Origin of the sequence: Paraburkholderia sediminicola (assembly GCF_046027355.1) — a bacterium.
In the GTDB taxonomy this organism is placed as follows: Bacteria; Pseudomonadota; Gammaproteobacteria; order Burkholderiales; family Burkholderiaceae; genus Paraburkholderia; species Paraburkholderia sediminicola_B.
This window is the reverse complement of sequence record NZ_JAQQEK010000013.1, coordinates 92,368-106,488: the sequence shown is the minus strand read 5'-3', so window position 1 is coordinate 106,488 and position 14,121 is coordinate 92,368. Positions and strand designations below refer to the sequence as shown.

At 63.5% G+C, this 14,121-nt stretch carries 15 protein-coding genes; 5 read left to right on the top strand and 10 right to left on the bottom strand.

Features of this window, described 5'->3' with window-relative positions; all coding sequences use genetic code 11:
- The 5 genes from PQR42_RS22730 to PQR42_RS22710 all read left to right on the top strand — a co-directional run bounded on the left by PQR42_RS22730 (position 1) and on the right by PQR42_RS22710 (position 6,134).
- Positions 1 to 894: a polysaccharide deacetylase family protein gene (locus PQR42_RS22730; protein WP_408206223.1), complete on the top strand. Its 894-nt coding sequence runs from the start codon at positions 1 to 3 to the stop codon at positions 892 to 894.
- Between the two features lie 142 nt (positions 895 to 1,036).
- On the top strand, positions 1,037 to 1,498 hold the full coding sequence (locus tag PQR42_RS22725; RefSeq protein WP_073426815.1) for a peroxiredoxin: 462 nt from the start codon (positions 1,037 to 1,039) through the stop codon (positions 1,496 to 1,498).
- Positions 1,499 to 1,851: 353 nt separating this feature from the next.
- Positions 1,852 to 3,711, top strand: coding sequence for a PhoH family protein (locus tag PQR42_RS22720; RefSeq protein ID WP_408206220.1), 1,860 nt, complete (start codon positions 1,852 to 1,854; stop codon positions 3,709 to 3,711).
- A 205-nt stretch (positions 3,712 to 3,916) separates the two neighbouring features.
- Positions 3,917 to 5,119 carry an NlpC/P60 family protein gene (locus PQR42_RS22715; protein WP_408387496.1) on the top strand — a complete coding sequence of 401 codons (1,203 nt, stop codon included), beginning with the start codon at positions 3,917 to 3,919 and terminating at the stop codon, positions 5,117 to 5,119.
- Positions 5,120 to 5,327: 208 nt separating this feature from the next.
- Positions 5,328 to 6,134, top strand: coding sequence for an SDR family oxidoreductase (locus PQR42_RS22710; protein ID WP_408206216.1), 807 nt, complete (start codon positions 5,328 to 5,330; stop codon positions 6,132 to 6,134).
- 57 nt (positions 6,135 to 6,191) lie between these two features.
- On the opposite strand, the gene PQR42_RS22705 is transcribed toward PQR42_RS22710, so the two are convergent.
- The 10 genes from PQR42_RS22705 to PQR42_RS22660 all read right to left on the bottom strand — a co-directional run bounded on the left by PQR42_RS22705 (position 6,192) and on the right by PQR42_RS22660 (position 13,987).
- Positions 6,192 to 7,202 (bottom strand): inorganic phosphate transporter, encoded by a 1,011-nt coding sequence (locus PQR42_RS22705; protein ID WP_408206214.1) that lies wholly within the window; start codon positions 7,200 to 7,202, stop codon positions 6,192 to 6,194.
- Positions 7,202 to 7,828: a DUF47 domain-containing protein gene (locus PQR42_RS22700; RefSeq protein WP_012432805.1), complete on the bottom strand. Its 627-nt coding sequence runs from the start codon at positions 7,826 to 7,828 to the stop codon at positions 7,202 to 7,204. The genes PQR42_RS22705 and PQR42_RS22700 overlap by 1 nt, the downstream gene beginning before the upstream one ends.
- A gap of 127 nt (positions 7,829 to 7,955) precedes the next feature.
- Positions 7,956 to 9,341, bottom strand: a complete 1,386-nt coding sequence (locus PQR42_RS22695; protein ID WP_074763850.1) for a replicative DNA helicase — start codon at positions 9,339 to 9,341, stop codon at positions 7,956 to 7,958.
- A 134-nt stretch (positions 9,342 to 9,475) separates the two neighbouring features.
- On the bottom strand, positions 9,476 to 9,928 hold the full coding sequence (gene rplI, locus PQR42_RS22690; RefSeq protein WP_408206212.1) for a 50S ribosomal protein L9: 453 nt from the start codon (positions 9,926 to 9,928) through the stop codon (positions 9,476 to 9,478).
- Between the two features lie 27 nt (positions 9,929 to 9,955).
- Positions 9,956 to 10,231, bottom strand: coding sequence for a 30S ribosomal protein S18 (rpsR, locus tag PQR42_RS22685; RefSeq protein ID WP_012432802.1), 276 nt, complete (start codon positions 10,229 to 10,231; stop codon positions 9,956 to 9,958).
- 2 nt (positions 10,232 to 10,233) lie between these two features.
- Entirely contained in the window at positions 10,234 to 10,533 is a 300-nt protein-coding gene (priB, locus tag PQR42_RS22680) for a primosomal replication protein N (protein ID WP_007182110.1), read from the bottom strand.
- Positions 10,534 to 10,583: 50 nt separating this feature from the next.
- On the bottom strand, positions 10,584 to 10,958 hold the full coding sequence (gene rpsF / locus PQR42_RS22675) for a 30S ribosomal protein S6 (RefSeq protein WP_006048823.1): 375 nt from the start codon (positions 10,956 to 10,958) through the stop codon (positions 10,584 to 10,586).
- 289 nt (positions 10,959 to 11,247) lie between these two features.
- The gene (locus tag PQR42_RS22670; protein WP_408206209.1) at positions 11,248 to 12,201 is read right to left on the bottom strand and encodes a zf-HC2 domain-containing protein; all 954 of its coding nucleotides are present in this window, start codon (positions 12,199 to 12,201) and stop codon (positions 11,248 to 11,250) included.
- Positions 12,191 to 12,925: an RNA polymerase sigma factor gene (locus PQR42_RS22665; RefSeq protein ID WP_408387497.1), complete on the bottom strand. Its 735-nt coding sequence runs from the start codon at positions 12,923 to 12,925 to the stop codon at positions 12,191 to 12,193. Before PQR42_RS22665 ends, PQR42_RS22670 begins: the two co-directional genes overlap by 11 nt.
- A gap of 147 nt (positions 12,926 to 13,072) precedes the next feature.
- Positions 13,073 to 13,987 (bottom strand): LysR family transcriptional regulator, encoded by a 915-nt coding sequence (locus PQR42_RS22660; RefSeq protein ID WP_408206205.1) that lies wholly within the window; start codon positions 13,985 to 13,987, stop codon positions 13,073 to 13,075.
- Positions 13,988 to 14,121: the final 134 nt, after the last annotated feature.

Genomic DNA, 14,121 nt, shown 5'->3' with positions numbered 1-14,121 from the left:
TTGGCTCGTATCGTCCTGAAGATCGACGTCGACACGCTGCGCGGCACTCGCGAAGGCGTGCCGAACCTCGCACGTATCTTCGACCGCTTCAAGGCGCGCGCCACCTTCCTGTTCAGCCTCGGGCCCGACCACACCGGTTGGGCAATGCGCCGCGTGTTGCGCCCGGGCTTTCTGAAGAAGGTGTCGCGTACCTCGGTGGTCGAACACTACGGCGTCAAGCAGCTGATGTACGGCGTGCTGCTGCCCGGTCCGGACATCGGCGCCAAGGCCTCGTCGGAGATGCGTGCGATCCACGAAGCCGGTTTCGAATGCGGCATTCATACGTGGGACCACGTGTATTGGCAGGACAACGTGCGCTCGAAAGATCGCGCATGGACCACGGCGCAGATGCAGCAGAGCCACGACCGTTTCGTCGAAGTGTTCGGCGCGCCGCCGTCCACGCACGGCGCGGCCGGCTGGCAGATGAACGGCCATGCGTTCGAGCAGATCGACGCGTGGGGCATGCACTACGCGTCCGACGGACGCGGCCACTCGCCGTATCTGCCGGTAGTCGACGGCCGCACGCTCACGCATGTGCAGATGCCCACCACGCTGCCCACGCTCGACGAAGTGCTCGGCGTGGACGGTGTCGAGCCGCACAACGTCGCCGCCTGGATGTTGAAGCACACCGAAAACAATCCACACGACCAGGTGTACACGCTGCATGCGGAACTCGAAGGGCAAAAGCTCGCACCGATCTTCGAGCAGCTTCTGGAAGGCTGGCGCGCGCAAGGCCACACCTTCGCGACGATGGGCGATTATTACGCGACGCTAGACCGCAGCACGCTGCCATCGTACCCTGTTACGTGGGGCGAAATTCCAGGACGCTCCGGCGAGTTGATTGTCCAGCCCTGACTGGTCAACGTGCAGCCGGCCCTGACGATCTGTCCGCCGCGCGAGAGCATGCCGCGCGCCGGCCGCCCCACCCCCCAAGTCTCGATGCCAGGCCGACGCCGCCGCACGTATCCGGCGCAGGCCATCACAACCGGAGAACCTCGTGCCCATTGCAGTCGACCAACCCATCCCCGACTTCACCGCCCCCGCTACCGGTGGCGAGATCACGCTGTCCAAGCTGCGGGGCAAAAAGGTGGTGCTGTATTTTTATCCAAAGGACAACACGCCGGGCTGCACGACCGAAGGTCTGCAGTTTCGCGATCTGTATCCGAAGTTCAAGAAGGCCGGCGCGGAAATCCTCGGCGTGTCGCGCGATAGCCTGCGCTCGCATGACAACTTCAAGGCAAAGCTCGAATTGCCCTTCCCGCTGATCTCGGATCCTGAAGAAACGCTGTGCGCGCTCTTCAACGTCATCAAAATGAAGAAAATGTATGGCAAAGAAGTACGGGGAATTGAACGCTCCACGTTCCTCATCGACGCTGAAGGCGTGCTGCGCCAGGAGTGGCGCGGCGTGAAAGTGCCGGGCCACGTCGACGATATTCTGGAGGCTGTACAAGCGCTTTGAGGCGCGTTATATTGGGTTGCAATGAGTGCCTGTACACCCCAAATTTTTGCCGCTGCGCCAGACTTGACGGCCGCTTCCCGTTTCCTGGGTTCCGTCGGAGTCGCGAGGTGCAACGCGAGCACTGTAGGCGAGCCGCTTGCCCCGTACGCCGGGGCGGCGGCTTTTTTAATTGCGCGCAGCCGTTCGTTCACTCGGCCGCGCGTTTCCGTTAAGGAGCCGATCGAAGACCAGGCGAACCGGCATCTCTAGACCGAATGCGCGCCTCCGGGCGCAATCTGCGTGCGCACTCACTGGCACCGGCAGAATGCGACAGGCGGCGCACGATATGTGACCCGATTAATTCGAGGGAAACCATGCCTTTGCCTACCCCCCCCAGCAAGCTCGGCAATCTCCTGCCGCCTGACGAATACAAGGCCAAAGCCGCCAGCCCGGCGCGCTCCGCCTCAAAAAAACAGGCGGTCGTTGGGGAATCCGCAGAGTCGGCCGACTACGGCCGCGCGAACGTCGCCACGCCGATGGCGCACGCCGCCAATGCCGCGACCACCTTGCGGCCGGTGCCGGCATCGTCGGCGGCTCCTGCTGCGTCCGCCGGGCAAGCTGCTCCGGCGCGCAGCGCAACGGCGCCCGGACGCAAATCGAAGCAGACCGCCGCCCTCCTGCAACCGGTTCCCGCTAGCCGTCCGCAAGCCGAGCCGGCTGCGCAGCCGGTCGTCGCCCGCACGCCGAGCGCCAAGCAAGCCGAGGCCAGCACACCCGCAGCCGTCGCGCCGAGCACGCGCGGCACCAGCAAGAAACGCGGCACCGGCACCCAGCCGGCCGAAGTCCAGAAGCTCTTCGTGCTCGACACGAACGTGCTGATGCACGATCCGAGCTGCCTGTTCCGTTTCGAGGAGCACGACGTCTATCTGCCGATGATGACGTTGGAAGAACTCGACAACCACAAGAAGGGCATGTCGGAAGTCGCGCGCAATGCCCGTCAGGTGAGCCGCACATTGGACGCGCTGGTGGCGAACGCCGGCAACATGTCCGACGGCATTTCGCTCGCGCGTCTGGGCAGCCGCGAGGCGTCCGGGCGTCTGTACTTCCAGACCAAGCTCACCGCCATCGAGCCGGTGGAAGGTCTGCCGGAAGGCAAGGCTGACAACCAGATCCTCGGCGTGGTGCGCGCGTTGCAGCGCGACCGGATGGATCGCCAGGTCGTGCTGGTGTCGAAAGACATCAACATGCGCATCAAGGCGCATGCGCTCGGCCTGCCCGCAGAAGACTACTTCAACGACCAGGTGCTCGAAGACAGCGATCTGCTGTATTCCGGCATCCGCGCGCTGCCGCAGGATTTCTGGACCAAGCACGCGAAGGGCATGGAGAGCTGGCAGGACACCAAGACCGGTACGACGTATTACCGTGTGACGGGTCCGCTGTGCGCCTCGATGCTAGTCAACGAGTTCGTCTATCTGGAACCGCAGAACGGCGAGCCGACGTTTCACGCGCTAGTGCGCGAGCTGAACGGCAAGACGGCGCTGCTGCAAACCTTGCGCGACTACGGCCACCACAAGAACAACGTGTGGGGCATCACGGCGCGCAACCGCGAGCAGAATTTCGCGCTGAACCTGTTGATGAACCCGGAGATCGACTTCGTCACGCTGCTGGGTCAAGCCGGTACGGGCAAGACGCTGGTCGCGCTCGCCGCCGGTCTCGCCCAGGTGCTGGATGACAAGCGCTACAACGAGATCATCGTGACGCGCGCGACGGTGCCGGTCGGTGAAGACATCGGCTTCCTGCCGGGTACGGAAGAGGAAAAAATGCAGCCGTGGATGGGTGCATTCGACGACAACCTCGAGGTCCTGCAGAAGACCGACGACGCAGCCGGCGAATGGGGCCGCGCCGCGACTCAGGAGTTGATCCGTTCGCGCCTGAAGGTCAAGAGCATGAACTTCATGCGTGGCCGCACGTTCGTGGACAAGTATCTGATCATCGACGAGGCGCAAAACCTGACGCCTAAGCAGATGAAGACGCTGGTCACGCGCGCGGGTCCGGGTACGAAGATCATCTGTCTGGGCAACATCGCGCAGATCGATACGCCTTATCTGACGGAAGGCAGTTCGGGTTTGACGTACGTGGTCGATCGTTTCAAGGGCTGGGCGCACAGCGGGCATGTGACACTGGCGCGCGGCGAGCGTTCGCGCCTTGCCGATTACGCGTCGGAAATTCTTTAATTTTCAATCAGTTAGATTTAATTCGAAGCCGCGTCCGGAGCACTCCGGGCGCGGCTTTTTTCTTGACCGCACGTTCTCGCCGGGCAACACTTAGCGCACGAACTTCAAGTAATTTGTCAAGAATTCTTGCCGGAGGAAGGGGCCAAGGGCTACCATCCCGACATCGTTCGCCGTTAAACGGGCGTTTACCGCTCTCCTCGTCTTCATGCGCCGACTTGCCTTTTCGCTGCTGACCGTTCTGCTGCTCGCCGCCTGCGCCGGCGCGCAGCAGAAGACGTCGTCGCGCTCGGGCGGCTCGGTCGTGGTGGCGAACGGCGCTTATCATGCTCCGCCACCCGGCTTTCCGAATTTCGTCGACCACAGCATCGGCCGCGAGGAAATCTCGATTCAGGCGATGAGCCTCGTCGGCATTCCATACCGCTGGGGCGGCAATACTCCAGATAGCGGCTTCGATTGCAGCGGATTGGTTCGTTATGTCGTCTTGCGTGCGGCGTCCGTGAATCTGCCGCGCACGACGGCTGACATGAGCGGGCGTGGCGAATCGATTGAACCGGACGAGATCGCGCCGGGCGATCTGATTTTCTTCAATACGACGGGGCGCGCGCATTCGCACGTCGGCATTTATGTAGGTAAGCTGCGCTTCGTCAACGCGCCGTCGACCGGCGGGACGGTGCGGCTCGACTATTTGACCAATCCGTATTGGGCCAAGCGTTTCGACGGGATTCGCCGCGTGGCCGGGCCGGCCGCGACACCGGCGCCGTTCGATACGCCGAGTTATCAGGCTGCGGCACCGCAGCCTGAGCGCGTCGCGCCGGTGGCGCAGACGGCGGCGGCGGCGTATGCAGGTGCGGCGGCGACCGTGGCGCCGACGTCGGCGAAGACAGCCACACAGCCGCCGGTTTATGCCGCAGGCGCGCTGCAACCCCAATCGCCATCGCAGCAGACAGCCCGTGTCGCGGCGACGCCGCGCCAGCCGTTGACCACCGAGGCGCAATCGACCACGACCGCGGCCACGCCCCAAGCCGATCCGTTTGAACCGCCACCGCCCGGCATGAGCGCAGCGCAGATACAGGCACGTGCCGCGGGCGCCGTATCGCCGACGCCGGTTCAGGCGGCTCAAGCCAGCGCGTATGACGCCGGCGCGCCCGCTCAACAACAGCCGACGGCTTCACGTACCGTTCCGCAAACGGCGACCGCCCGCGCGCCCGATCCAATCGATGCCGCCGCCGACGCGTTCGAGCCGCCGCCACCCGCGTCCGTCGCCGCGCGCCAGGCTCGGCAGGCGCAGCAAGCCGACGACAATGGCAGCGTGCAGATCATGCGAGCTTCGACGGGCTCGCGCGGCATGCCTGCCCCCACGCAGACCAACGACGACCCGATCGCCCGCTTCGCCAACGGCAACTTCTGACGCACGACGCGGGCTCAGGCGCGAACAGGCGCGGATCAAGCCGCCTCTGCGTCGAAACTTCGCGACGTAGGCCGGCCGCAAGCGTACGCGGACCGGACAACAAGGCCCAGCCGTTCACCATCCTCCGCCTCACCACCAACCCGCACGTCACACCGCCCGCGCCGATCTGCTATCGTCATCGATATTCTTCTGACAGCGGGTGATGACGATGGATCTCGGGCTCAAAGACAAGGTGGTGTTGATCACAGGCGGCAGCAAGGGGATCGGGTTCGCCTGCGCTCGCGCGTTCGCGCTCGAGGGCGCGAAAGTCGCGATCGTCTCGCGCGATCCCGCCAACCTCGCGCGCGCTTACGAGCAGTTGAAACAGGAAGGCCTGCACGTGCACCGGACCCGCGCCGATCTGCACGAACCGCACAGCGCCGCCGATATCGTCGAGGAAGTCAGCACCGCGGTCGGCCCGATCGACATACTGATCAACAGCGCCGGCGCCGCGCGCCGTTACGACCCGGAAACGCTCGATGCCGACGCGTTCCGTGCCACCATGGAAGCGAAATACTTCCCCTACATCTATCCCCAGCAGGAAGTGCTGCGCCGCATGGCCGAGCGCGCCAAGGCCGGCAACGGCGGCGAGCCCGGCACGATCGTCAACATCATCGGCATGGGCGGCAAGATCGCGAGCGATATCCATATTGCCGGCGGCGCCGCGAACGCGGCGCTGATGCTCGCCACCGTCGGTCTCGCTCACTATTACGCGCGTTACGGCATCCGCATCAACGCGATCAATCCCGGCGCGACGCTGACCGAGCGTGTCGAGGAAGCGGTCAGCCTGGAAGCGACCCAGCAAGGTATCGAGAGCGCGGAAGCGCTCGCGCGCGGGCAGGCCAAAGTGCCGCTCGGACGCTTTGCCAAACCAGAGGAAATCGCCGACGTCGCGCTGTTTCTGGCGAGCCGCCGCGCGAGCTATGTGACGGGCGCGATCGTCCCGATGGATGGAGCCAGCGCGCCGCTGATCTAGACGGCGCGCTTCGAACCCAGACAGATTGATTGCGCGGCAGCCGGCGCCGCCGCGCGCTTACAGGAAGCGGTGGCCGAGCCACCATGCAGCCCCGGAGAGCGCGGCGGAAGCCGGGATTGTCAGAATCCACGCCCATACGATGTTGCCGGCCACGCCCCAACGCACCGCGCTCAGCTTCTGCGTCGCGCCGACACCGACGATCGCGCCGGTAATCGTATGCGTGGTGGACACCGGAATGCCGAGCCACGAGGCGGTAAACAGCGTGATCGCGCCGCCCGACTCCGCGCAGAAGCCGCCGACCGGCTTGAGCTTGGTGATCTTCTGGCCCATCGTGCGGACAATGCGCCAGCCGCCGAACAGCGTGCCCACGCCCATCGAAAGATAACAGCCGCCGATCACCCACAGCGGCGGCGCATCCGCGATCGACGACGCATAGCCGGTCGCGATCAGCAGCATCCAGATAATGCCGATGGTTTTCTGCGCGTCGTTGCCGCCGTGGCCGAGGCTGTACAAGCCCGCCGACACCAGTTGCAGCCGGCGGAAACGCCGGTCGACCTTGCTCGGCGGCGTGCGGAAGTAGATCCACGACACCGCCAGCATGAAGAACGAGCCGAGCACGAAGCCGAGCAGCGGCGAAATGAAGATGAAGGCCACCGTCTTCATCAGGCCGTCGAAATTGAGCGAGCCCCAGCCCGACTTGGCGAGCGCCGCGCCCACCAGGCCGCCGATCAGCGCATGCGAGGAGCTCGACGGAATGCCGTAATGCCAGGTGATGATGTTCCAGCCGATCGCGCCGACCAGCGCGCCGAAAATCACGTAATGGTCGACGATATTCGGGTCGATCGTGCCCTTGCCGACGGTCGCCGCCACTTTCAGGTGGAACACAAAATACGCGATGACGTTAAACGCCGCCGCGAAGGCCACCGCCTGCTGCGGCTTCAGCACGCCGGTCGAGACGACGGTGGCGATCGAATTCGCCGCGTCGTGGAAGCCGTTCATGAAGTCGAAAATCAGCGCGACGGCGACCAGGCCGGCGACGACCCAGATTGCGAGTTGTATCGATTGCATTATGCGTTTTCCAGCACGATGCCTTCGATGATGTTCGCTACATCCTCACACTTGTCCGTGATCGTTTCGAGCAATTCATAGATTGCCTTCAGCTTGATCAAGGTCTTGACGTTGTCTTCTTCGCGGAACAGTTTCGACATGGCCGAGCGCAGCACGCGGTCGGCTTCCGATTCCAGACGGTCGATGTCCTCGCAGGCTTTCAGGATCTGGCTCGCCTGCTTCATGTCGGATAGCAGGCTCACGGCGAACTGCACGCGCTCGGAAGTCGCCGTGCAGATATGCGCCAACTGGCTCGCCTCGGAGGTCACGGCTTGCACGTCGTACAGCGAAATGGCGGTGGCGACGTCCTCCATCAGGTCGAGGATGTCGTCCATCGTGGTGATCAGCTTGTGAATCTCGTCACGGTCGAGCGGCGTGATGAACGTCTTGTGCAGCAGGTCGATGGTTTCGTGCGTGAGCTTGTCAGCGGCCTTCTCGGCTTTCTGCACGTTTTGCTTATGGGTCTCGGCGTCCTGCAGGTTGTCGATCAGCAGCTCGAGTTCGCGGCTTGCCGAGACGATGCACGTTGCGTGCGCATTGAAAATTTCAAAGAACTTGCCCTCGGTGGGCATGAATCGACCGAACATTGGGATCCCGAAAATTGGTCACATTATGGCTGACATAAAACCGCCACATTGTACCGTTGCGAGACCCAAGCCGCACTTTTGAAAGCGCCGTTACAACGACGCTCCAGTTATCGCTTCACTTCTCCGCTCAATCGCTGTAGAAATTCTGCGCGCCGGCAAAGTTGTCGAACTTCGTGAATTGACCATGGAACGTGAGGCGAACAGGACCGATCGGACCATTCCGCTGTTTACCGATGATGATTTCGGCTGTACCTTTGTCCGGACTGTCCGGGTTGTACACTTCGTCGCGGTAAATGAACAGGATCACGTCGGCATCCTGTTCGATAGCGCCGGATTCGCGCAAGTCCGACATGATCGGCCGCTTGTTCGGGCGCTGTTCGAGACCGCGATTGAGCTGCGACAAGGCGATCACCGGCACGTCGAGTTCCTTGGCGAGACTCTTCAGCGAACGCGAGATTTCCGAGATTTCGGTCGCGCGGTTTTCACCTGACGACGAACCGCTCATCAGCTGCAAGTAGTCGATGATGATCAGCCCCAGCTTGCCGCACTGGCGCGACAATCGGCGCGCGCGCGAGCGCAATTCCATCGGATTCAGACCACCGGTTTCGTCGATGAAAATCTGCGCCTCGCTCATTTTCTGTACGGCGTGCGTGAGCTTCGGCCAATCCTCGTCGGTCAGACGCCCGGTCCGCATACGGTGCTGATCCAGCCGGCCGACCGAGCCGAGCATACGCATGGTGAGCTGCGAACCCGGCATTTCCATCGAGAACACCGCGACCGGCAAACCGTACTCGACCGCCACGTATTCGCCGATGTTCATCGAAAACGCCGTCTTACCCATCGACGGACGACCCGCGACGATGATCAGCTCGCCGCCGTGCATGCCCGACGTCATGCGGTCCAGATCGACGAAGCCGGTCGGCGTGCCGGTCACGTCGCTCGGATTGGCGGTGTGATAAAGCGTGTCGATCCGCTCGACGACTTGCGTGAGCAACGGCCCGATTTCGAGGAAGCCTTGCGTGCCGCGCGCACCGTCTTCGGCGATCGAAAACACTTTCGACTCGGCCTCGTCCAGCAACTGGCGGACTTCCTTGCCCTGCGGGTTGAAGGCGTCGGCCGAGATTTCATCTGCGACCGAGACCAGCCGGCGCAGCACCGCGCGATCGCGCACGATTTCCGCATAGCGGCGGATGTTGGCCGCGCTCGGCGTGTTCTGCGCCAGCGCGTTCAGATAGGCGAGACCGCCGACCTCTTCCGCCTTGCCCGAGGTGCCGAGCGCCTCGTACACGGTAATCACGTCGGCCGGACGCGTGGCCGCGATCAGCTTGCCGATGTGCTCGAAGATGATGCGGTGGTCGTAGCGGTAGAAATCGCTCTGCGACAGGAAGTCGGCGATGCGGTCCCACGCGGCATTATCGAGCAGCAGGCCGCCCAGCACCGATTGCTCGGCCTCGATCGAATGCGGCGGGACTTTCAGCGACTCGAGTTGGGGATCTTTGGACGGTGCGTTCATGGAGAGGGATTATCGGGTAATCGAGCGGCCGCGGCGAGCGGGAAAAACAAAAAAAACAGGCACAAAAAAGGCAGGGGCCGGTTACCCGGCCCCTGCCTTTCGCCAGTAACCTCCTGGCAGATGCTATGTGATGCTTAGACGTGTTCGCCGATCACAGCCACCGTCACATCGACCACAACGTCGGTGTGCAGCGAGATTTGAACTGCGTGCTCGCCAACCATCTTCAGCGGGCCTTCCGGCAGACGCACTTGCGCCTTTTCCACTGCGAAGCCTTGCTTGACCAGGGCTTCAGCGATGTCCGCGTTCGTCACCGAACCGAACAGACGGCCGTCGACGCCAGCTTTCTGATTGATCTGAACGGTCGAGCCACCCAGCTTTTCGCCTTGAGCTTGAGCAGCAGCCAGCTTTTCAGCGGCGACTTTTTCGAGTTCTGCGCGGCGCACTTCGAATTCAGCCAGGGCTTCCTTCGTTGCACGGCGAGCTTGCTTGTTCGGGATCAGGAAGTTACGTGCGTAACCGTCCTTGACCTTCACGATATCGCCCAGGTTGCCCAGATTGACGACTTTTTCCAGAAGAATAATTTGCATTCGGAGACTCCTTATCGCGTCGTCGGGTTAGGCCTTGTGCTGGTCGGTGTACGGCACCAGCGCGAGGAAACGTGCGCGCTTGATTGCCGTGTCCAGCTGGCGTTGATAGTGCGACTTCGTACCCGTGAGACGCGCCGGCGTGATCTTGCCGTTTTCGCCGATGAAGTCCTTCAGCGTTTCGAGGTCCTTGTAGTCGATGTGATCGACGTTTGCGGCCGTGAAACGGCAGAACTTCTTGCGCTTGAAGAGCGGATTTTGTTGCTGACGACGCTTGTCGAATTTCTTACCAGTCGGGCGGGGCATGTTCAGTCCTTTCCAATGTCCTGCAATGCTGTGATGTGAAATACCAGAGTTCTTGCGTTGCGGTGCTTTTTCGCCAGAAAGCCTGTGAAGAGCGTTTCCACGCCCATCTGACAGCTTTCCAGCTTACCGCTCGCCTCGCCTGCGGCTACTGCCTGCATGGTCAGTTCGACTTGCCGGGCAATGCCGGCTTCGACGACTTCCGTGCGGTGGTGCAACGTGCAGCCTGCAATCGGAACGCCGGCGGGGGTGTACCGCACCGGTTCGCGTTCGACGACGCTGGCCGTGAGTTGCAGCCGATTCATGTAACCTTGGTCGAGAGCGACGCTTGATCTGGTAGCTTAAATAGTGTGTCTTAAGCCTGCGCTTCGGACGGTTGCGTAGCAGCCGACTTCTTGGCTTCTTCGCGCTGCACTTCCTTCATCATCGGCGACGGGCCGGTTTCGGCCTTCTTCATCTTGACGATCAGGTGACGCAGAACGGCGTCGTTGAACTTGAATGCGTGTTCCAGCTCGTCGAGCGTGGTTTGGTCGCATTCGATGTTCATGCAGACGTAGTGAGCCTTCGCGAGTTTCTCGATCATGTAGGCCAGTTGGCGACGGCCCCAGTCTTCGATGCGGTGGATCTGGCCACCGTGCGAGGTGATCGTGCTCTTGTAACGCTCGATCATGGCGGGCACTTGCTCGCTCTGATCGGGATGCACGATAAAGACGATTTCATAATGACGCATACACACTCCTTGTGGATTAAAGCCACCCGGGCGTCGGAACCGGTGTGGCAAGTGAGAAGCCAAAGAGTGTAACCCGATTAGGGCCGGGTTGCAAGATATCCCGTTATTGCGGCGCGTGAATCGGGTGTGTTTTCAAGGGTTTAGGCGGTGGCGCCGCGAAGCCGGATGCGGCATTCCATGCTGCGCAGCCTGAAACGGGCGGTCAGCCTTTGCGCGTTACGCGAGCCAGCCAACCCGCGCCGCCTACGGCCTGGAGGCCCGCCAAGGCCGCCAGGCCGCCGTTTGCAGTCTACGAGCCCGCTTCCGTCCGCTCGCTGCCGCTTTGCAGGCGCGCCTTCAACGCCACTTCCAGCCCCTTCAACGCATCCGGCGCGGCATCCGAGATCGCCCACCAAGTCATGCCTTCCGCGTTCCAGTGCGCAATCGAGTAGCCTTCGCGGCCGAGCGTCGCCGGCACCGCGCCGTCCGTGTTGCGGCCAGTACCGCCGGCGCCCGCCTGCGGAAAGACGTACACGTCGATCACGTGCTTCTGGTAGCGGTACACCAGCACGGCCACCCGCTGATGCGCGAGATAGTCCAGACGCCCGCCTTCGAGCGCGAAACCACTCGCGGCCAGATCCTCGACCGGCGGCGAATAGTCGAGCCGGCCGTTGAACCACGGCTTGACCGTATGCCGGTCCGTCGAAATCACGTCGATGTCGCGCCCCGACACCTGCGCGCGCACGTGGCTTTCCACCAGTTCGTCGGCGAACGGTCCGAAGTCCGCCGGCCGGCGCAGGTTCAACGCCACGCCCGCCGCGACCGCGCACAACGCGACGACCAGCGCTGTCAGCCAGCCGCGCGCGAACACGCCGCCTGAGCCAACCGAGCCGCCAGAACCACCCGCGCCCGTCGACCAGCCGAACCCACCTTGCGGCGCGCGCCAACCGTCCAGCCAACGATCGAGCCAGCCGCGCCGCGCACGCTCGCGCGGCGGCGTCTTGACGTTGGCGACCGGTGCCTCGGCTGCCGCAACCGGTTCCTCGACCGGAGGCAACCCGGCGACGATCCGCTCGCGCAGCGACTGCGGCGCACGGTGGTAAGGCGCCGCGCGCAGCGCGCCGCTCAACGCCCGCAGGTTCTCGCTTTCGCGCCGGCAGGCGTCGCAGCTCTCGATGTGCTGCTGGACGCGCCGGGCATCCGGCGCGGGCAATTCGTGATCGGCGTTCGCGTCGAGGAGCGGCCGCGCTTCGTTACAGTCCATCTGGCGTCTCCTGAGCGTTGCCGGCGGCCGTGCCGCCTGGCGTGTTGAGTGGCCGGCCGTTGGCGGACGCCCGCAATGGGGTCACGCTCGCCGTGGCCGATCTGCCTGGGCCGGGCGCCGCGCACGTCGACGACCTGTGCGGCGCTGTTGCGCCCCCCTGTTTCTCCATTAGCAACGCGGCAAGCTTGCGACGCCCCCGCGCTAGCCGGGACATCACCGTGCCGATCGGCACGTCCGCCACCGCCGCGATCTCCCGATAACCCATCTCCTCCAGTTCCCTCAGCATCAGCACTTCCCGATATTCGACCGGCAGCTGCGCGAGCGCCTCGTGCACCAGCTTCGTATCCTCGTCGCGGATCAGGAGCGCTTGCGGGTCGGCGCCACCCACGCTCCAGCCGTCGAACGAGGCATCGTCCATGGTGTCGTCGAACTCCACCGTTTCGTGCGACGACGCACGCCGTCGCCATTCCGTGTACCAGGTGCGGCGCACGATCGCCAGCAGCCACGGCCGCGCCGAATCGCCGCGAAAGGTGTCGAAGAAGCGAAACGCGCGCATGAAGGCTTCCTGCACGACATCGTCGGCGTCGCTGGCGTTACCGCACAACCAGCGCGCAAGGTTGTACGCGGCATCGAGATGCGGCAGCGCCACCTGCTGAAAGCGCCGGCTCCTCGCTGCTTCGGACTCGCCGTGCGCGCGGACAGGTTCTGAATCGGTCTGGACCACCTCGGCCCTCCAGGGCATTGCGGGCTATGCGATGGAGCTCGTCGTGACACTCTCTACAGCGCATAACCGGGCATTCGCCGAGTTTATTCCCGACGCCGCGCGGAATCCGTAAAAAAATCCGGCCGGGCCGCCGGGGTGCGGCTGCGGCTAGTAAGCCGGGCGGTTCCAGTAATCCTCGCTGGCGTACACCTCTTTCAGATAATCGATGAAGTACCGCACCTTGGCCGGCACATATCGCTGCTGCGGATAGACCGCGAGAATGTCGTAGTCGGGCAGCGCGAACTCGTCGAGCACGGTTTCCAGCTCGCCGCGCGCCAGCTGCTGCTGGATTTCCCACGTGGAGCGCCAGCCGAGCCCGAGCCCTTCCGACACCCAGCGGTGCAGCAGTTCGCCATCGTTGCAGTCGAGCGTGCCGCCGACGCGCACCGTCGCCAGCTTGCCGTTGCGGCGAAAGTACCAGCCGCGGTTCTGTCCGCCTTGCAGATTGAACGCGAGACAGTTGTGCTGCGGCAGGTCTTCTAGCGTCTTCGGCTTGCCGTGCTGGCGGAAATACGCCGGCGTGCCGCACACCACGCGCCGGTTCGACGCCAGCTTGACCGCCACGAAATTCGGATCGACCGCCCCGCCGATGCGGATCGACAGGTCATAACCCTCACGCACCAGATCCACCACCCGGTCGGTCAGATTGAACGACACCTGCAGTTCCGGCTTGTCGGCGAGGAACGTCGGCGCGAGCGGCGCGACGTGCTTGCGCCCGAACGCAGCCGGCGCCGACACGATCAGATGGCCGTTCACCGCGCGCCGCCCGGCGCTTAACTCGTTTTCGGCCTGATCCCATTCGGTGAGCAGACCCCGGCAGCGCTCCAGAAACGCGGCGCCGTCTTCGCTGACCACCAGCCGGCGCGTCGAGCGGTACATGAGTTTGACGCCGAGGCGCTTTTCCAGCGCGTCGATGCGGCGGCCGAGAATCACCGGCGACACGCCCTCCTCCAGCGCGGCCGCCGCCAAGCTGCCGGCGTCCGCAACGCGCACGAACGTTTCGATCTGTTTGAAGCGGTCCATTTTTGTCTCCTATGTCGATCGGAGTTAGCGCTTCAGCGCTTACTCCGATCCCACGCACCGCGCTCGGGCGTCAGGCTGCGGGCCATTCCATACTTTTTGTTTCGAAATAAGCGACCCAGACTGATCTTATCAAA

Coding starts and splice junctions, on each gene's coding strand:
- PQR42_RS22705 (WP_408206214.1), bottom strand. CDS start 7,202: ATGCAATCGATACAACTCGCAATCTGGGTCGTCGCCGGCCTGGTCGCC.
- priB (WP_007182110.1), bottom strand. CDS start 10,533: ATGAATCGGCTGCAACTCACGGCCAGCGTCGTCGAACGCGAACCGGTG.
- PQR42_RS22715 (WP_408387496.1), top strand. CDS start 3,917: ATGCGCCGACTTGCCTTTTCGCTGCTGACCGTTCTGCTGCTCGCCGCC.
- rplI (WP_408206212.1), bottom strand. CDS start 9,928: ATGCAAATTATTCTTCTGGAAAAAGTCGTCAATCTGGGCAACCTGGGC.
- PQR42_RS22660 (WP_408206205.1), bottom strand. CDS start 13,987: ATGGACCGCTTCAAACAGATCGAAACGTTCGTGCGCGTTGCGGACGCC.
- rpsF (WP_006048823.1), bottom strand. CDS start 10,958: ATGCGTCATTATGAAATCGTCTTTATCGTGCATCCCGATCAGAGCGAG.
- PQR42_RS22720 (WP_408206220.1), top strand. CDS start 1,852: ATGCCTTTGCCTACCCCCCCCAGCAAGCTCGGCAATCTCCTGCCGCCT.
- rpsR (WP_012432802.1), bottom strand. CDS start 10,231: ATGCCCCGCCCGACTGGTAAGAAATTCGACAAGCGTCGTCAGCAACAA.
- PQR42_RS22700 (WP_012432805.1), bottom strand. CDS start 7,828: ATGTTCGGTCGATTCATGCCCACCGAGGGCAAGTTCTTTGAAATTTTC.
- PQR42_RS22670 (WP_408206209.1), bottom strand. CDS start 12,201: ATGGACTGTAACGAAGCGCGGCCGCTCCTCGACGCGAACGCCGATCAC.
- PQR42_RS22695 (WP_074763850.1), bottom strand. CDS start 9,341: ATGAACGCACCGTCCAAAGATCCCCAACTCGAGTCGCTGAAAGTCCCG.
- PQR42_RS22710 (WP_408206216.1), top strand. CDS start 5,328: ATGGATCTCGGGCTCAAAGACAAGGTGGTGTTGATCACAGGCGGCAGC.